16 protein-coding genes are annotated in these 17665 nt (G+C 62.3%); 7 read left to right on the top strand and 9 right to left on the bottom strand.

Annotation, left to right across the window (positions count from 1 at the left end; genetic code table 11):
• Nucleotides 1–250 (bottom strand): hypothetical protein (locus tag HEP69_RS22635; RefSeq protein ID WP_290560784.1); only part of this gene is annotated, 250 nt, incomplete at its 3' end.
• On the opposite strand from HEP69_RS22635, the gene HEP69_RS23800 reads away from it, so the two are divergent.
• The 3 genes from HEP69_RS23800 (at nt 149) to HEP69_RS22620 (ending at nt 5031) form a co-directional block, all read left to right on the top strand.
• A complete protein-coding gene (locus tag HEP69_RS23800) occupies nt 149–535 on the top strand; it encodes a hypothetical protein (RefSeq protein WP_366111813.1) in 387 nt (128 codons plus the stop codon). The genes HEP69_RS22635 and HEP69_RS23800 overlap by 102 nt on opposite strands.
• 368 nt (nt 536–903) lie before the next feature.
• Complete coding sequence (locus HEP69_RS22625; RefSeq protein ID WP_290560782.1) at nt 904–1395, top strand: hypothetical protein; 492 nt, start codon at nt 904–906, stop codon at nt 1393–1395.
• A 39-nt stretch (nt 1396–1434) separates the two neighbouring features.
• A complete protein-coding gene (locus HEP69_RS22620) occupies nt 1435–5031 on the top strand; it encodes a M10 family metallopeptidase C-terminal domain-containing protein (RefSeq protein ID WP_290560781.1) in 3597 nt (1198 codons plus the stop codon).
• A 59-nt stretch (nt 5032–5090) separates the two neighbouring features.
• Here HEP69_RS22620 and HEP69_RS22615 read toward each other — a convergent pair whose 3' ends face one another.
• Together HEP69_RS22615 and HEP69_RS22610 are read right to left on the bottom strand one after the other, a co-directional pair.
• Nucleotides 5091–5747, bottom strand: a complete 657-nt coding sequence (locus tag HEP69_RS22615; RefSeq protein ID WP_290560780.1) for an ABC transporter ATP-binding protein — start codon at nt 5745–5747, stop codon at nt 5091–5093.
• A 10-nt stretch (nt 5748–5757) separates the two neighbouring features.
• Nucleotides 5758–6900 carry a sugar transporter gene (locus HEP69_RS22610; protein WP_290560786.1) on the bottom strand — a complete coding sequence of 381 codons (1143 nt, stop codon included), beginning with the start codon at nt 6898–6900 and terminating at the stop codon, nt 5758–5760.
• 279 nt (nt 6901–7179) lie between these two features.
• Here HEP69_RS22610 and HEP69_RS22605 point away from each other — a divergent pair, with 279 nt between their 5' ends.
• Nucleotides 7180–7977, top strand: a complete 798-nt coding sequence (locus HEP69_RS22605) for an ABC transporter permease (RefSeq protein ID WP_366111810.1) — start codon at nt 7180–7182, stop codon at nt 7975–7977.
• Here the strand turns inward: HEP69_RS22605 and HEP69_RS22600 are convergent.
• Entirely contained in the window at nt 7924–8997 is a 1074-nt protein-coding gene (locus HEP69_RS22600) for a hypothetical protein (RefSeq protein WP_290560779.1), read from the bottom strand. The two genes, HEP69_RS22605 and HEP69_RS22600, sit on opposite strands and share 54 nt — an antisense overlap.
• 222 nt (nt 8998–9219) lie before the next feature.
• Between HEP69_RS22600 and HEP69_RS22595 the strand changes: the two genes are divergently transcribed.
• Together HEP69_RS22595 and HEP69_RS22590 are read left to right on the top strand one after the other, a co-directional pair.
• Nucleotides 9220–11409 carry a glycoside hydrolase family 99-like domain-containing protein gene (locus HEP69_RS22595; protein WP_290560778.1) on the top strand — a complete coding sequence of 730 codons (2190 nt, stop codon included), beginning with the start codon at nt 9220–9222 and terminating at the stop codon, nt 11407–11409.
• Nucleotides 11406–12113, top strand: coding sequence for a methyltransferase domain-containing protein (locus tag HEP69_RS22590; RefSeq protein ID WP_290560777.1), 708 nt, complete (start codon nt 11406–11408; stop codon nt 12111–12113). Before HEP69_RS22595 ends, HEP69_RS22590 begins: the two co-directional genes overlap by 4 nt.
• Here HEP69_RS22590 and HEP69_RS22585 read toward each other — a convergent pair.
• Complete coding sequence (locus HEP69_RS22585; protein WP_290560776.1) at nt 12106–12951, bottom strand: hypothetical protein; 846 nt, start codon at nt 12949–12951, stop codon at nt 12106–12108. The genes HEP69_RS22590 and HEP69_RS22585 overlap by 8 nt on opposite strands.
• A 115-nt stretch (nt 12952–13066) precedes the next feature.
• Between HEP69_RS22585 and HEP69_RS22580 the strand changes: the two genes are divergently transcribed.
• Complete coding sequence (locus tag HEP69_RS22580) at nt 13067–14023, top strand: glycosyltransferase (RefSeq protein WP_290560775.1); 957 nt, start codon at nt 13067–13069, stop codon at nt 14021–14023.
• A gap of 18 nt (nt 14024–14041) precedes the next feature.
• On the opposite strand, the gene rfbA is transcribed toward HEP69_RS22580, so the two are convergent.
• Genes rfbA through rfbB form a run of 4 tightly spaced genes read right to left on the bottom strand, consistent with a single transcriptional unit; the run spans nt 14042 to nt 17663 of the window.
• Nucleotides 14042–14914, bottom strand: coding sequence for a glucose-1-phosphate thymidylyltransferase RfbA (gene rfbA / locus HEP69_RS22575; protein WP_290560774.1), 873 nt, complete (start codon nt 14912–14914; stop codon nt 14042–14044).
• Complete coding sequence (locus HEP69_RS22570) at nt 14901–15767, bottom strand: sulfotransferase family 2 domain-containing protein (protein WP_290560773.1); 867 nt, start codon at nt 15765–15767, stop codon at nt 14901–14903. Before HEP69_RS22570 ends, rfbA begins: the two co-directional genes overlap by 14 nt.
• A 1-nt stretch (nt 15768) precedes the next feature.
• The gene (gene rfbD, locus HEP69_RS22565) at nt 15769–16626 is read right to left on the bottom strand and encodes a dTDP-4-dehydrorhamnose reductase (protein ID WP_290560772.1); all 858 of its coding nucleotides are present in this window, start codon (nt 16624–16626) and stop codon (nt 15769–15771) included.
• Nucleotides 16623–17663, bottom strand: a complete 1041-nt coding sequence (gene rfbB / locus HEP69_RS22560; RefSeq protein ID WP_290560771.1) for a dTDP-glucose 4,6-dehydratase — start codon at nt 17661–17663, stop codon at nt 16623–16625. The genes rfbD and rfbB overlap by 4 nt, the downstream gene beginning before the upstream one ends.
• Nucleotides 17664–17665 lie beyond the last annotated feature (2 nt).

Raw genomic sequence — 17665 nt, 5'->3', positions numbered from 1 at the left:
TTTTTGGCGGGGGGGTGGTTGTTGCGCGGGGGGTGGTATCGGAGTGTAAGATGTTCTGGGGTGGAGTGGCAATGGCGGCTTCGGGGGGGGGTTCGGCGGACGGGAGCTTTATGGCCAGAACGGCGATGACGGTGTCCCCGGCTCGGCCCTGTCGGATCTGGTCTTTGGCGGCGCGGGCGATGATTTCGTCAATGGCGGGTTCGGGTTTGATCGGGTCAACGGCGGGTCCGGCGCCGACAAGTTCTTTCATGCAGGTGTCGCGGGTCACGGATCGGACTGGATCCAGGATTACACCGCCGCCGATGGCGACGTGCTGCTCTTTGGCAATGCCAGCGCCAGCGCCGACGACTTCCAGGTCAACTTCACCCACACCGCTTCGAGAACCACGGGCGAGCGGTCGGGTGATGACGCGGTCGAGGAGGCTTTCGTGATCTACAAACCCACCGGCCAGATCATGTGGGCCCTGGTCGATGGCGGCGGCGAGGCCCAGATCAATTTGCAGATTGGGGGCGAGGTGTTCGACCTCCTGGTGTAAGCGACGCCTCGATGCGCCTGCACGTAAAAATATCTGATTTACATATATAATCTGCCGCCGAATACGAACCGCGAACCGGTTTGCGGAAGCGGGCTTGCTTGACACAGCAGGGTCGCGGGTGTTTCATCTCCTTAAGTCTGGGAGATTCCTTGGGGTTCAAACCTTAATAATTTATTGAGACCGCAGCCGATTTTTTATGCGGCAATACTGATTTCAGCGGCCCTGAACGTGACGGGTCCAAGAGTGTAAAAGTCATGGCTTCGCGCTTTGCAATATATGCCATACCCATATGCACCGCCCTGGTTTTGGTCGGAGGGCTTTTTTGGGCAAGCGCCGGTGCGGCAATGTCCCAATCCAAGGAATGTAGCATGCAGGTGCGGCTGTTTTCGGTGGATACCCGGTTTGACGATCCGAACGATTTTCGCGCCGGTGCGGCGCTGTTTTTCAACCGGGTGAGCGACGATATGCTAGAGGCGCAGCTGCGCGGTGTGCCAGGCGGGGCCGCACGCGATGCCACGGCATTGTTTCAGGGCGATGATGCGCGCTGGCGGTTGGTGCGGCCTTTGGACAGTGCCGTACGCCCGGATGCGTTCGTGATGGCCCCTGCACAGGCCCAATACCTGATCCGTCCGCCTCAAGACGCGCTTTATGACGCGCTGATACTGGTTGGATTGCCCCAGCAAGAGGCAGGCGACGGTGCGGTGACACACCCGGCTCTGGCCGGCAATCTGGGGTCTGCGGCAGGATCCGCCGCAGGACAGATTTTTACGATTGAACCAACGCAGCCCGACCGCTGCACCCTGGCCCCGTCCCGGGCCGCTGCCCAGGCGCAGGCCTGGCTCAAAAGACATTTGAAATGAAACCTTAGAAACAAGGCATCTTTGCCGAAGGGGGATACCATGGCCGGATCAAAAACGGTTGCCGCAAATACCAATACCTTGCTGGCGGGGCTTCAGCGGACCAATCAATGGGATGCCTCGACCCTGACCCACACATTTGCCACAACGGCGGACACCGCCACCATCGATGCGCTTTATCAAGAAGAGTTTGGCTCGGCCCCGGCGGCCACCAACCCGCATGATCCGATCAACAGCACCGATGCGGCCGAACAGATCTGGTCGGATGCGATATCGGACGCGCTGGATGCGTTCTCGCTGGTGACCAACCTGTCGTTCACCGCCGCCGCCAGCACGGCCACCGCCGATCTGGTCTGGTCGGGCGGCTATCAGACCATCCCCGACGGGGTGATCGCCTGGATGAACGGCCCCGGCACCAAGGCCAAGCCGGGCGAGACGGATGACTTCCAGTCCTTTTTGACCAACAAGATGGGCAGTGCCTCGCTTGAGGAGGACCCCGAAACCGGCGGCGGCGGCTTCCCGCTCTTTGTGGTCCTGCACGAGCTGGGTCACGGTCTGGGCCTCAGCCACCCGCATAACAGCGACAGCGGCACCACCGCCTGGTCGGTCGGCGCTGCCGTCAGCACCGATAACAAGGCCGACAATGCCCGCTATACGATGATGTCCTACGAGCTGGGCGGCATCGACACCCAGATCCTGGATAATTTCGGCAACAACGTCACCCTGGCCGCCTTGGATATCGCGGCGATCCAGGCGGTGCACGGCACCAAGGCCGCCCATACCGGCAACACCACCTATACGCTGACCGACCAGGGCACCACGGCGCTGGATGTCGATGGCAGCGACAATTCGATCTCGATCGGGCGGGCCTTCTATACGATCTGGGATACCGCGGGCACGATGGATGAGATCGCCTATAGCGGCGCCAAGAACGCCTATATCAACCTCAATGACGCCACCCTGGTGCAGACCGACACCCCGGCGGAAAAGGCCCTGCTGAGCGACATCAAGAAGACCGATGCCTATAGCACCATGGCGACCGATCACGGCAATGGCACCACCAGCCAGCCGCAGAACGAACTGATCGACGCCGAGTATCACGCGGGCGGCTATTTCTCGACCCTGTCGGATGGCGGCACCGGCACCCAGCTGGGCGGCTATTCCATCGCCAACGGGGTGGTGATCGAAAACGCAAGCTCAGGCTCGGGCAAGGACATGCTGATCGGCAACGAGGCCGATAACGAGCTGGATGGCGGCGCGGGCAATGACATGCTGGCCGGCGCCGATGGCGATGACGACCTGACCGGCGGCGCGGGCGATGACGAACTGATCGGCGGCGGCGGCGACGACCTCATCGATGGTGGCGACGGCGAGGATACCGCGTATTTCTCGGGCCCCTGCGCCAGCTATGACATCACCCGGGACGAGCTGACCGGCATCGTGACCATCGAACATATCAGCGGGTCCGGCAGCGACGGCATCGACATCCTGGTCGATGTGGAAAATGCGCGGTTCTCGGATACCACGATTGATCTGACCGCGGCTGAGATCGAAGACTGCCCGCCGCTCGATTTCACTTTCCTGGTGGATCTGTCCGGGTCGTTCAGAGACGACCTGCCCAACTTTGTCGCTTCGGCCAAGCAGATCGCGGCGGATCTGCGCGACGATAATCCGGATGTGCAATTCGCCATCGCATCCTTCATCGACCTGCCGGTCAGCCCCTATGGCGGCGCGGGCGATTATCTTTATCGGGCCGAACTGGCGCTGACCGATGATGTGGCCGCGTTCGAGAGCACGCTTGACGGTCTCAGCACCGGGTTTGGCGGCGACTTCCCCGAGGCGCAATGGGTCGGCCTGTGGCGCGCGGCCAATGGCGTGGGGCTGAACCTGCGCGAGGACAGCTCGCGGATCATCTATATGGCCACTGACGCCTCGGCCCATGACGCGACCGATTACGGGCTCACCGAAGATCAGGTTCTGAACTTCCTTGAGACCGAAGGCATCGATACCGAAGGCGGCGGTCCGACTGCGGGCCTGTCGGTCATCTCGACCGAGGCCGCCGACAGCGGCAGTGGCGGAAGCGGGGATACGCTGGGCTTCACCCCGGACGAACGGGACCCGGACGATCCCGGCTTCGACACCGGAGCCGAGCGCACCGAGGACGCCGCCGACCCGCTGGTTATGGCGGTGGGCGAAGCGTTCCGCACCATGGGGGCCATCCCGATCATCGGCACGTCCGGGTCGCCCGGTGATTACGACGAAGCCCTCGAGGATCTGGGCAGCGACGGCGTGGTGATCCGCACCTCAAGCTCCAGCTCGGACGTGGCCGATGCGGTGCGCGCCGGTCTGGCGACCATCGCCGGTGAGGTGACGGAAACCGGCACCGCCGGGAACGACACACTGACCGGTACCGAGGACGAGGATGTGATCCTGGGTCTGGGTGGCAATGACACGATCGACGGTCTGGGCGCCGATGACGCGCTGGATGGCGGCGCGGGCAACGACATCATCACCGGCGGCACCGGCAATGACAATATCGACGGCGGCACCGGCAATGACACGATCGACGCAGGCGCGGGCAATGACGATATCAGCCCCGGTGCCGGCATCGACATTATCACCACGGGCGACGGCAATGATCTGGTTACAGGGCCCGGGAGCTCGCTCAATGGGGACACGATCACCGATCTGTCGGATCGCGATGCGATCTTCATCCGCACCGAAAGCTTCTTTGGCACCCCGACACTGGACTTCGCCGGCGGCAACACCATCCTGTCGGCGGATCTGACGGGCGAGGACGGCATCGACGATTTCTTCCTCACCTTCACCGGCGATGTGACCGGGCGCGGGATCGAGATCATCCAGCAGGGCGAAGATATCGGCATCGGGATCACCACCTTCGACGGCACCGCGGGCAATGACGACCTGACCGGCAACGCGCTGAACAATGTGATCAACGGGCTGGCGGGCGATGACGTGCTGCGCGGCGACGATGGCGATGACATCCTGAATGGCGGCGATGGCACCGACACGATCAATGGCGGCAGCGGCAATGACACGATCAATGGCGGCGACACCATGGCCGACCGGCGCGACACCATCTTTGCCGGGGCCGGCGACGACCGGGTCGATGGCGGGTACGGCAACGACCTGATCTTTGGCGAAGCGGGTGACGATATCCTTGCGGGCGGCTTTGGCGTGGATGAGATCGAAGGCCAGGATGGCGACGACGTGATCACCGGATCGGCGTTTTCCGATCTGGTGTTCGGCGGCGACGGCAATGATTTCGTCAATGGCGGCTTTGGCTTTGACCGGATCAATGGCGGTGCGGGGGCGGACAAGTTCTTTCACGCGGGTGTCGAAGGCCACGGCTCGGACTGGGTGCAGGATTATCTGGCCCCGGCGGGAGATGTGCTGTTCTTTGGCAAGTCCACGGCCAGCGCGGATGACTTCCAGGTCAATTTCGCCCATACCGCCAGCTCCGAGGGGGAACGCTCGGGCGATGACGATGTGCGCGAAGCTTTCGTGATCTACAAACCCACCGGCCAGATCATGTGGGCGCTGGTCGATGGTGAAGGCCAGGACGAGATCAACCTGCAAATCGCAGGCTCGTCGGATGTGTTCGACCTGCTGGCCTGAGTGCCGGATCTGACATTGCAAAGGGCGCTGTGGCACATCATGGCGCCCTTTTTGCGGGATCAGCCCAGCATGGTCTGATTGCTGTAACGAATCGCTTCGTTCACATCCTCGAAATAGGTCAGCTGCCCGTTTTCCAGAACCGCGCCCGCCTGGCACATTCGCCGCATCATCGGCGGCGCGTGGGTCACCACGATGGCCCCCGACTTGCCCATCCGCTCCAGAAAGACGGCTTCGCTTTTGACCCGGAAGGACGCGTCCCCCACAGAGGTCACCTCGTCCACCAGATAGGTGTCAAACCGCATGCCCATCGCGATGCCAAAAGCCAGCCGCGCCCGCATCCCCGACGAATACGTGCGCACGGGCTGCTGGAAATGGATGCCCAGTTCGGCAAACCCTGCGACAAAATCCAGCAGCTCGTCGGTATCCACCCCGTAAACCCGCGCCAGAAACCGGGTGTTCTGCGCGCCCGAGAGATCCACGTGGAAACTGCCTGCCAAGCCGATGGGCCACGAGATCGTCCCCTTGGTTCGGATCCGGCCTGCATCCGGATAGATACTGCCCGCAATCATGCGCAACAGGGTCGATTTACCCGCTCCGTTCCGCCCCAGCAGCCCCACAGAGATGCCTGCCGGAAATTCCAGGTTCAGATTGTCGGCGACAACTTTCCGCTCGCCGCGGAAATAGAAGGATTTGCTCAGGTTCTCCAGCCGGATCATGGTCTGCGCCTCAACGTCGATCCCGCAGGCTGTAATAGACCAGCAATCCGATAAACCAGGACAGGAGCGCAAACCCCAACACCAGACCCGTCAGCAAAAGCCTGTCGGGTCCGGTCGAGGTCTGGGCCTGGGTCGGGCGGACATAGGCCGTCAGATACCGGCTGGTGCGCTGTGCCTCGGAGCGGGCCGCGTCATAGGCGCTCAGCGCGCTGATATAGGAGGTTTCGGCAAATTCCAGATCCACCTGTAACTCTTCGAATTCGCCGATAACCGCTGCATAGCCGCCCTCGGGGTCACCGCTGTCCGTGGCCTGCTGGCCGCCAACCCCCAGTTTGGTGCGTTCAGCCGCAATCCGGTCTTCGATCACCCGGATGCGCAGCCGGGCCGGCTCGACCCGTGGATCGCCCTGACGCGTGGTCTCCAGGATCAGATCCAGCTCGATCAGGGCTTCGGCCAGCTGGCCCTGAAGTGTGTTCAGCAATCCCATCTGACCGGCGATATCGGCGCTGGGATCAACGATCTGGGTTTCGACCCGAAACGCGGTCAGCGCCCGGCGCGCATCAATCAGACGCGCAATCGCCTGATCGCGCTCCTCTTCGGCATAGCGGGTGGCATCTTCGCGGGCGATGGCGGTCAGCGCGTTGATCTTGTCACTGGATTCCTCAAAGATCAGCTCGGCCACCGCATGGGCATCCTCGGGTTCAAAGGCAAAGACCCGCACTTCGATCAGCCCGGTGCCGCTGTCGTAATAGATCCGCACCATCCGCTGCCAATAGCGCAGCAAGGATTCGATGGAAGGGTCATCACCCAATTCGAACACCGGATCGTAAGCCGGCTTGGTAAAGATCGCGCGCAGGTCCAGCTTGGCGTTGATGCGTTCGACGATCTCCTGGCTTTGAATGAACTTATAAAGGATATCGGTATCGGACGAACTGGCATGGGACAGCCCGCTGATCCCACTGAGCACATCGAGCGCGGATTCGGTCTCTTCGGCGCGTACCGCAAAGCCCACACGGGATTCATACTGATCGACCGCGACGGCATAAAGATAATACCCCGCCAGCGCCGTAGGCGCGATCACGCAGATCAGAAAACTGAGCAAGATCCCCCAATGCCGCGCCTTGGGCTTGGCCGAGCTGGCCATGGGGGGCATTTCAATCACACGGGGGCCTTGCGGCGGTTGTCCAGGGCGCGCAGCGCCACCCGGACCCTTGTTGGGACCGGCATTCGGGCCTGGCTTGGCTCCTGCATTCGGACCGGCAGGTTTGGCGCCGGGTCCCGCGGGTTGAGCCGCAGGCTTGGGTGTGTCAGAAGCAGCGTTGGATTGGGATGGTTTATCGTTCAAACGAAGACGCCTTATTGAATATCGCGGCACCTTCCGTCTTATATCAGTTGTGTCAAGTTGAATACCAGCCCAAGGCAAAAAGGCCGCATGATGGTTGCTCCCGCCCAAGTCCCTCGTACCCGCAACCTGCGCTCGGGCCGCACGATCTTTGCTTTGATGCTGAGAGAGATGGCGACGACCTATGGCCGATCGGTGATGGGCTATCTTTGGGCCCTGATCGAACCGGTCGCCGCCCTTGCGCTGTTGTCGATCGTGTTTGCCCTGGTGCTTCGCTCACCGTCGCTTGGATCGAACTTTCCGCTGTTTTACGCATCGGGCTATCTGATGTTCCAGATCTACATGATTGTCGGCAACAAGGTGGCGAGTGCGGTCCAGTTTTCGCGACCGCTGCTGGAATATCCGGCCGTCACACCTCTGGACGCCATTCTGGCGCGGTTCATGCTGAACATGCTGACCCAGATGATGGTCATCTATATCGTGCTGACCGGCATCATCGTGATCTACGACCTAAAGCTGATCCTGGATCTGAGTTCCATCCTGCTGGCACTTTTGATGGCGGGCGCCCTGACATTGGGGATAGGCACGATGAATTGTTATCTGTTCGTGGCGTTCCCGGCCTATGTGCAGGTCTGGGCCATCGCGAATCGACCGATGTTCATCATCTCGTGCATCTTCTTTTTGTTCGAAGATATCCCTCAGCAGTTTCGGGATTTCCTGTGGTATAATCCGCTCGTCCATATCGTGGGGATGATGCGCCGGGGCATCTATGCCACTTACGAGGCCAATTATATCTCGGTCACCTATGTGATGGGGCTGTCGCTGTTGTTTTTCCTAATCGGCCTGATGCTGCTGAGGCGACACTTGCGCGACGCGCTGAACATCTGAGGACGCCGGGGCCTTTTTCAGCTCCAGCCGCTCCAGAATACGGCGATAGAGCGCCAGCGCTTGGGTTTCGAACAGATAGGGACACTGGACATAGTCGGTCGGCTGAAAAAGGATATTGCCGAACAGCCGTCCATCCTCATCCAGATTGCGGACCCGGGGAGCGTATTGCGCCAGAAATTCCCGTTCGATCTGAAAAAACACGAACGGGGCGCACAACGGCGCGCGCGCCACGTAAGGCTTCAGCATCTGTTCGATCTCTGCCAGCTCGCCCTCGACCAGCGGCAGGTTGCGCATCAGTTCGGTCCGCACCTTCGGCGAGGAGGGCTTGCCGCCATAGGTCAGCCGGTTGAGCATCCGAAGGGTTTCGGTGAAGATCGGCGTGTTGCGCGTGTTGCTCCGCGGCTCTTGCTGATAGGGGGCGGCAATGCCCAGCACCTGGTCGAAGAAATGCGCGACAATCCCGAGGTCCGCCGCGTTGACCCCGTCATAGCTGAATACGTCGATCTGCGATTTACCCACGACATTGGCCCAACGGTCCAGCGGCAGCTTGTAATTGAGATGGTGGTTGTTGCGCGGCGCCGAGAGCTGCCGGTTGATATATTCCAGATAGCTCTGACTGTGACCGTGTTTGATCAGCTCCTGCCAGACCGACGGCACCAGGTGATCCCAGCGCCGCGCATAATAGACGACCTGGAATGCGGCGGGCGATAACGTCTCGATCAGCTGACGAATGGCCTCCTGTGGCAGGTTGGCCAGGTTTTCCGAGGAAAACACCACCGTCAGATCGGGGTCCAGCGTGGCCATTCCGTCGATGATATCCTGCGGCACCGGGCGATTGTTGCCCAGCTCGCCCTGAATGCCGTGATGGCCGGGCAGGTTCGGCATCTGCCGGTGGCGGCCGAATTCAGGGTAATGAAAACCGTTCTGCATCAGCAGGGCGCGATTGGCAAACAGCGCCTCCTGCAGGCTGCTGGTCCCCGTCTTGGCCGGCCCGATATGAAGAATGATTTTCCGTGTCATCCGCGTCTGATCCAAATGTTTGAACCTTGAAGTCCGGTAAAAAAGCCCTGCGGACAAACCGTCTGGCACGCGAACTGGGCATCCTATGCCCGCTCCGTCCTCAAGTGTCAAACACACCACAGATCAGAGATTTTTGCAGCAGGCGCCCCGGCGGTTTGACCCCTGCAAACACACCTGCTAAGCGCGCTGGATGATGCGTGAAGACAGGGATGCGGGCCTGACGTGACCAAACTCAAAAAAGCGCTGCAGGTGCTGTTGCTGTCACCTTCCAAGCTGCTCTATATTCGCCGGATGAAGAAAAGCGGCCTGTTTGACCGCCAGTTCTATCTCAGCGCCAACCCCCTAATCCACAAAGTCTTTCACTATATGCCCGAGCGCCATTTCGCCCTGATGGGGGAACAGGCCGGGCTTTATCCCAATCCCGATTTCTCGCCCCATGCCTATCTGCGCCACAATGCCGATGTGGCCGCCAGCGGCATGGCGCCCTTCGATCATTTCCTGCGCATTGGCCGCCATGAAGACCGCCTGACCAAGGACCTGCCGGGCGACTGGACGGAAAACACCGTCTCGGTGCCAGCCCTGCGCGATCCGGCGGTGGCCCAGGCGGCTTACGCCATCGTCATCCACATGTATTACCACGATCTGTGGGACCAGTTTCGCGCCAAGCTGGAAAGCCTCGATATCGACTTCGATCTCTATGTCACAATCACCGAACGCAAGGGCGAGGATGCCGACGGGCTGGCCGCGCGCATCGCCGAAGAATACCCCCGGGCCCGCGTGGTGGTGATGCCCAATCACGGGCGCGATATCTTTCCCTTCGTGCATCTGGTCAATGCCGGCTGGCTGGATGGCTATGACGCGGTGTGCAAGTTCCACACCAAGAAATCGCCGCACCGCCAGGATGGCGATCGCTGGCGCCAGCATCTGATCGACGGCATCCTGCCCGGTCCCGGCACACGCGATCTGGTCGCGCGCTTTGCCGCCGATCACGAGGCCGCCTTCTGGGTGGCCGATGGCCAGCATTACAACGACACGCAATGGTGGGGGTCGAACTTCACCATGGTGGCCCAGCTTCTGCACCGGATCGAGCTGACGCCCGATGAGGATCACCTGTCGTTTCCCGCAGGCTCGATCTATTGGCTGAAACCGCGGGTGATCGACATGATCCGCGGGTTGCAGCTGCGGCCTGACAATTTCGAGCCCGAGCGCGGCCAGACCGATGGGACGCTCGCCCATGCGATGGAGCGCGCGCTGGGGATGCTGGCCGAGGCGGGCGGGATGAAGATCCTGCAAACCACGCAATTGAAAGAGGCCAAACCAGCCCCGGCCCTGCCCCGGCCCGGCCTTGTATCCGCGTTCTATCTGCCGCAATTCCATCCCGTGCCGGAAAACGATGCCTGGTGGGGTCCGGGGTTCACCGAATGGACCAGCGTGACCCGGGCCGAGGCGCAGTTCGGCGGCCATGTGCAGCCGATGCTGCCTGCCGATCTGGGATTTTACGATCTGCGGGTGACGGATGTGATGGGCCAGCAGGCGGCGCTGGCCAAGGGCGCGGGCATCGACGCGTTTTGCGTCTATCACTACTGGTTTGACGGCAAACGCATCCTTGAGACCCCCATCGACCAGTTGATGACCCGCCCCGAGATCGACTTTCCCTTCTACCTCTGCTGGGCCAATGAAAGCTGGCGGCGCAATTGGGACGGGCTCTCGGGCGAGGTGCTGATGCCGCAATCCTATGCGCCGGGATTTGCCACCGAACTCGCGCACAGCCTGGTGCCCTATTTCAACGACCCGCGCTATCAGCGCCCCGATGGCACCCGGCCCCGCTTCGTGATCTACCGCCCCGAGGATATGCCCGACCCCGCCACAGCGATTTCCGAGATGCGCGATGCCTGGCGCGACGCGGGCGTGGGCGAGGTCGAACTGGGGGCGGTGCTGTTTCATATCGAGGGCGAAAGCCCGGTGCCTGCCGACCTCTTTGATTTCTGGGTGGAAATGCCGCCCCACGGGTTGGTGGGGTCGGATGATTATCTGTTCGGGGGCCCCGAGGGGGACGTGATGCAGGCCGGGGTCAGCCCCAGCTTTTCCGGCCTGATCTATGACTACGACACCGTGCGCCAGACCAGCCTGTCGCAATATTACGCGCGCTCTCTGCCGCGCCACACGATTGCGGGCATCATGCCCTGCTGGGACAACACGGCCCGGCGCGGGCGCAAGGCCCATATCGCTTATGGCGCCAATCCCGCACGGTTCGATCACTGGCTGCGGGGCATGCTGGCGCGGCGGGTTCCCGCCTCCTATCGCAACGAGCTTTTTATAAATGCATGGAACGAATGGGCCGAAAAAGCCATGCTGGAACCCAGTGAGCAATACCGCTCTGCCTATCTTTCGGTTTTGAGGACATATCTGTGATCACATTTGAAGGCACCTGCCCGGTCTGCTCCGCGTCCGAAGGGTTCGAAAGCGCCGATGGCTGGTTTCGCGATCATCTGCTGTGCCGCAATTGCGGATCCTTGCCGCGGGAGCGCGCCTTTCACTGGGCGCTGGAGAGATTCTGCCCCGACTGGCGCACCAAGCAGATCCACGAAAGCTCGCCTGCCGAACGCCCGGTCTCGGAACGGCTGGCCCGCGAATGCCGCGGCTATATCGGCTCGCATTATTACGAGGACGTGCCGCGCGGCCAGACCAGGGACTTTTTCCAGTCCGAGGATCTCCAAGCGCTGACCTTCCCCGATCAGAGCCTGGATCTGCACGTGCATCTGGATGTGATGGAACATGTCAACCGGCCCGACAAATGCCTGCATGAAATGGCGCGCACGCTGAAAATCGGCGGCATGGCGATTTTCACCACCCCGATCTATCAGGACCGCACCAGCACCATGCGCCGCGCGATCTATTTCGAGGACGGGGTCGAGCATCTGGCCGAACCGGAATATCACGGCAATCCGATCAGCGGCGATGGCGCGCTGGTGACCTTCCATTTCGGGCAGGATATCAGCGATCTGATGCGTGCCTGGGAGCCGCGCATGTCGGTGTTGCGGATCTTGCCGGATGATCCCACCATCGGCGTGGTTGGATCGTTCCGCGATGTCTTCGTGCTGACCCGGGTCAGCTGACCCGGGCGGCGGCGGGTTTCATCGTGGCCGCGCCCGGCTGAAACAGCACCCCCTGGCTGTCGCCGGACTGGACATGACCCAGATCGGCACCGTGCAATTCGGCCGTCATCTGCTGAACCAGAGGCAGCGCCTCAAGCTGTTTTTTCGGAAATCTGCCGGTTTGCTTACGTCTGATGCGCAGCGCCTCGACCGGTTCCGGGCCGGTATGGGGGGTGTCGGTGGCGTAGTGGGTCTCGCGCAGGGCGTCGAATTTGGGGTGCCGGTCGAAATGGGTATGGCCCAGGCCCAGCTCGGCCTCGATCGCATGCAGGCCGGGGTTGAGATGGGTTTCATCCACATTCAGCGTGATGATCCGGTCGAACCCGACCTTCCAGACCGGATGGGTCTGGGCACAGGCATGCACATCCACCTTGGACGGCAGCATCAGATCTTCGCCCCGCAATGCGGTGTAGTAATCCATCATCGACATCCCGTCCTCGGCCGGTTTGATGCCCACCTTGCGGCGCACCAGATGATCGATCAGGTTCCACCGGCAGGCATGGCGGTAACACGACACCAGCCGCTTGGCCGGATCGCGGGTGACCCGGATCAGGGTGAACCCCTGCCCTTCGGATTTGATCAGCTTCTGCGCGCGCGCCTTGTAAACACGGGTATGGTAATAGACATCCGTGCGGAACGCATGCGGCCATTCATGATAGTAATTGGCCGCGCCAAGCAGCCCCTCTTTCAGCAAAAACCAGACGATCACATGCGAACAGGCCGATTTCGGAGAAAACGACAACACGATATTGTGCTGGCTGAAAATCAGCGGGCGCGGGCCCAGTTCTAGATATTGCAAGATCCACCTCGTTCGTCTTGCCCCGACGACCTAGCGACAATCGCGCCCGGGGTCCAGAGACACGCGCGCACAGTGCATTGACAGCCCCACGCCGCACGATTAGCCCGCTGCGGACATGCCGCACTCTACCTCCCCTCCCCTCCCCTCCGGTCCGCGCATCGCGGTGCTGCTGGGGTTGCATAACGGGGCCGATCATCTGGATGCGCAACTCCAGAGCTTTTGCGACCAGACCCTGGCGCCCGCCTGGGTGCTGGCGGCAGATGACGGGTCCAAGGATGGCACCGTGGACCGGTTCGAGCGGTTTGCCGCCGACGCGCCAGGGCATATTCGCTGGCATCACGCCCCCGGCCCCGGCCAGGGCCTCAGCGCCAATTATCTGGCCCTCCTGGCGCGCCCGGCGCCGCAAACGGACTATACCGCGTTATCGGACCAGGATGACATCTGGCTGCCCGAAAAGCTGGAGCGCGCAGTGGCCGCGTTGACACCGTATCAGGACCGCCCGGCCCTGTTGGGCACGCGCAGCTGGGAATGGGACGGCAAGACCGACAGACGCACCCTGTCCCGGCCCGTCCCGCCGCCCTACGAGTTTCGCCATGCGCTGGTGCAGAATTATGCGGGCGGCAATACCATGGTGCTCAACCGCGCCGCGCTGGATCTGGTGCAGGCCTGCCTGCCCGGCCTGCCCACCCCGGCGGTGCATGATTGGTTTCTTTACCAGCTGATCGCGGGTTCGGGCGGCGCCGTGCTGTTGGACGAGACGCCGCAGATCCTCTATCGCCAGCACCGGAGCAACCAGATCGGCGCGAATTCCAGCCTGCGCTCCAAGCTCAAGCGGACAGGCGATATGCTGCGCGGCACATACCGGGGCTGGAACACCGCCAATATCGCAGCTCTCAGCGCCTGCCAGGCGCATCTGACACCCCAGGCGCGCGCCCTGCTGGCCCGGTTCGCAAAAGACCGCCACGGCGCCACACCCGCCCGGCTGGCAATGCTGCGCGACACCGGGCTTTACCGCAAGGGCCGGGCCAATCAGGCCATGTTATGGGTGACGACCCTGCTCAACCGGCTCTGACGCCCACCGCTGCGCCGCTCAGCCAAGCAGATCGGCCAGATAACCACCATAGCCGTTTTTCTTGAAAAGCTGCGCCCGTTCGGCCAGCTCTTCGGCACTGATCCAGCCGTGATCGAACGCGATCTCCTCGGGGCTGCCGGTTTGCAAACCCTGGCGTTTTTCCAGCGTGCGCACAAAGTTGCCGGCATCCAGAAGGCTGCCATGGGTGCCGGTATCGAGCCAGGCATAACCGCGCCCCATGCGTTTGACGCTGAGCAGGCCATCGGCCAGATACATCTCCAAAAGGCTGGTGATCTCGACCTCACCCCGTTCCGACGGCGCGACCTCACGCGCCCGCGCAGAGGCGCTCCCGTCCAGAAAATAAAGCCCGGTCACCGCATAGTTGGACGGCGGGTTCTGGGGTTTTTCAATGATGGACTTGACCGCTCCTGCCTCGTCGAATTCCACAACGCCATAGCGTTCGGGATCGGCCACGTGATAGCCAAAGACCGTGCCGCCACCGGTCTGGCGGTCGGCCTGCTCCATCAGTTGCGGCAGACCGTGGCCAAAGAAGATATTGTCACCCAGAACCATCGCCGACGGGGCGCCGGCCAGAAACTCCTCGGCCAGGATATAGGCCTGGGCCAGCCCATCGGGGCTGGGCTGGATGACATAGCTCAGCGAAATGCCCCATTGGCTGCCATCGCCCAGGGTGCGGATGAACTGCTCTTGATCTTGCGGCGTGGTGATGATGCAGATCTCGCGGATACCGGCCAGCATCAGCACGCTGAGCGGGTAGTAGACCATCGGCTTGTCATAAATCGGCAGAAGTTGTTTCGAGACCCCGATGGTGATCGGATAGAGCCGCGTGCCACTGCCCCCGGCCAGAATGATGCCTTTACGTTTGGTCATTAAATGTCCCTTTCAAATCTTGGTATTGGTCTGGAAACAGCAATCCTGCCGGGTCCGCATGGTCGGCATAGAGCCGTATATCATCGGCATAGAGGCTCCGCACCGCCGCGATCAGATCCGCGTCATAAAGGGTGGCATAGCCCGGCAGACGGCCCTCGCGCTGCATGGCGCGCAACGTGATGATCGGTGTGTCGGCAAATGGGCCCTCGGCCTCGGCGCTGTACTGATCGGTGCCGTGGCGCGTCAGCGCGCGGGCGTCGTGCACCGCGAACCCGTCGCGTTCGATCCGCGCGATGCCTTCGGCGAAATTTTCCAGCGTCAGATACGCATCATAGGTGTCATAGATCAGAAAATCGCTCTGCGGACGCCAGTGGATATTGGCGCTCAGCCGGTCGGGCTGATCCAGCAATTCGACAAAGCCGCGAAAACTCAGGGCATCGTGATCCAGCGCATCCCGCTCCATCCGAAAGAGCTGCCAGAATTCGGGGGTGTGCGACAGGATCTTGTCCAGAAAAACGCTGGCCAGCCGCCGGAACGGACAGCGCAGCACCACGAAGGTGAATTGCGCCGTCACCAGATCGCGCAAGGAGGCTCGGAAGGTGCCGTTATTGGGATGGATCCAGGGCCAGTCCTCGGGGCCCGCCGCACAGCCATTGGCGATCGCCAGGCTCAGCCGCAGGGTCGAACAGCCGTTCTTGGGAATGAAGCTGTAGACCGTATCGGTCGGATAGCACACCAGCGCATGGGTCGCGGCAAAGCCATGGGCCGCGTTTTTGTCCAGCGCCACCAGGTCGGTGCGCGGGTGACGCAAGAGCCGACCCTTTCTGGCTGTGCTGGCGCGCCGGGCGGCCATCCTAGATCGCTCCGAGATCAGTCAGTATCTCGCGCAGGCCCGCGCGCCAGTCCGGGCGCGGCAGGCCGAAGGCCGCCTCGAAACTGGAATTGTCCATCCGCGAATTCAGCGGGCGTTTGGCCGGCGTGGGATAGTCCGAGCTGGGGATATCGGCCACCTCGCAGTCGATCCCGGCCTGGGCAAAGATCTCGCGCGCGAAATCGGCCCAGCTGACATCCGGCCCGCCCGAGACGTGATAGGCGCCTGATTTGCCCGGATCGGCCAGCAGGCCGCGCGCGGCGGCGATGCAGGCATCGGCCAGGGCGGCCGCCGGGGTCGGGCCGCCGATCTGGTCGGCCACGATGGTCAGCCGGTCGCGTTCCGCGCCCAGTTTCAGCATGGTCTTGATGAAATTATGGCCATGCGACGACACCACCCAGGACGTGCGCAGGATGGCATGCGGCCCGCCTGCCGCGCGCACCTGATCCTCGCCCACCAGCTTGGTGCGGCCATAGGCGCCCAGAGGCCCGGTGGGATGGTCGGGCAGGAACGGTCGGTCGCCCGACCCGTCAAACACGTAATCGGTCGAGACATGGATCAGGGGCAGACCGCGCGCGGCGGCCGCCCGCGCAATCGCGCCCGGCGTGGTGCCGTTGATCTGAAGGGCCAGATCTTCCTGTTCCTCGGCCTTGTCGACCGCCGTGTAGGCCACCGCGTTGATCACCGCATCGGCATCGGTGGCGGCCACGAACCCGGCACAGGCGTCGGGGTCGGTGAAATCGGCCTCTTCCAGCCCGCGCACTTCCAGCGCCACATCGCCCGCACGCCGGATCAGTTCCTGGCCCAGCTGGCCGATCTCTCCAAACACCAGCAGCTTCATGCGGTCACCCCCAGACGTTCCCCGACACCGGCGCGATCCTGCAAGGCGCGCCACCAGGTCTCGTTGTTCAGATACCATTCCACGGTCAGGCGCAGCCCTTCCTCGACGGTGACGGAAGGCCGCCAGCCCAGTTCGGTGCGGATGCGCGTGGGATCGATGGCATAGCGCGCGTCATGGCCGGGCCGGTCGGTCACATAGGTGATCAGATCGGCATAAGGGTGCGGCCCCGGTTTCAGCTCGTCCAGAATGGCGCAAAGCGTGGTCACCAGCTCCAGGTTCGAGCGTTCGTTCTCGCCCCCGATATTATAGCTGCGCCCCAGCTCGCCCTTTTGCAGCACCGTCAGCAATGCATCGGCGTGATCCTCGACATAAAGCCAGTCGCGCACGTTCGACCCATCGCCATAGATCGGCAGCGGTTTGCCCGCCAGCGCGTTCAGGATGATGACCGGGATCAGCTTTTCGGGGAAATGGAAGGGGCCGTAATTGTTCGAACAATTGGTCAGCACCACCGGCAGGCCATAGGTTTCCGCCCAGGCGCGCACCAGATGGTCGCTGGCGGCCTTGCTGGCCGAATAGGGACTGCGCGGATCGTAAGGCGTCTCTTCGGTGAACTGCCCGGTGGCGCCCAGCGATCCGAACACCTCGTCGGTCGAGATGTGGTGGAAGCGGAACCCCTCGGGCTTGCCCGCGGTGGTCCACCAGGCGCGCGCGGCCTCCAGCAGGGTATAGGTGCCGGTGATGTTGGTCTCGATAAACGCGCCGGGGCCGTCGATCGACCGGTCCACATGGCTTTCGGCGGCCAGATGCATGATCGCATCCGGCGCGTGATCAGAGAACAGCGTGTCCATCGCCACGCGGTCGCAGATATCGGCCTGCACGAATGTGTAATTGGGCGCCTCCGCCACGCTGGCCACATTGTCCAGGCACGCCGCATAGGTCAGCTTGTCCAGATTGACCACCTCGTGGCCCGCCGCCACGGCCTGGCGCACCACGGCCGAGCCGATAAAGCCGGCCCCCCCCGTCACGATCAGTTTCATCT

Source organism: Aestuariivita sp. (assembly GCF_021404545.1).
Taxonomy (GTDB): Bacteria; Pseudomonadota; Alphaproteobacteria; order Rhodobacterales; family Rhodobacteraceae; genus Aestuariivita.
The sequence above is the reverse complement of the archived record's forward strand: the minus strand, read 5'-3'. Positions and strand labels throughout refer to the sequence as shown.

Coding starts and splice junctions, on each gene's coding strand:
- HEP69_RS22625 (WP_290560782.1), top strand. CDS start 904: ATGCAGGTGCGGCTGTTTTCGGTGGATACCCGGTTTGACGATCCGAAC.
- HEP69_RS22620 (WP_290560781.1), top strand. CDS start 1,435: ATGGCCGGATCAAAAACGGTTGCCGCAAATACCAATACCTTGCTGGCG.
- HEP69_RS22615 (WP_290560780.1), bottom strand. CDS start 5,747: ATGATCCGGCTGGAGAACCTGAGCAAATCCTTCTATTTCCGCGGCGAG.
- HEP69_RS22610 (WP_290560786.1), bottom strand. CDS start 6,900: ATGCCCCCCATGGCCAGCTCGGCCAAGCCCAAGGCGCGGCATTGGGGG.
- HEP69_RS22605 (WP_366111810.1), top strand. CDS start 7,180: ATGATGGTTGCTCCCGCCCAAGTCCCTCGTACCCGCAACCTGCGCTCG.
- HEP69_RS22600 (WP_290560779.1), bottom strand. CDS start 8,997: ATGACACGGAAAATCATTCTTCATATCGGGCCGGCCAAGACGGGGACC.
- HEP69_RS22580 (WP_290560775.1), top strand. CDS start 13,067: ATGCCGCACTCTACCTCCCCTCCCCTCCCCTCCGGTCCGCGCATCGCG.
- rfbA (WP_290560774.1), bottom strand. CDS start 14,914: ATGACCAAACGTAAAGGCATCATTCTGGCCGGGGGCAGTGGCACGCGG.
- HEP69_RS22570 (WP_290560773.1), bottom strand. CDS start 15,767: ATGGCCGCCCGGCGCGCCAGCACAGCCAGAAAGGGTCGGCTCTTGCGT.
- rfbD (WP_290560772.1), bottom strand. CDS start 16,626: ATGAAGCTGCTGGTGTTTGGAGAGATCGGCCAGCTGGGCCAGGAACTG.
- rfbB (WP_290560771.1), bottom strand. CDS start 17,663: ATGAAACTGATCGTGACGGGGGGGGCCGGCTTTATCGGCTCGGCCGTG.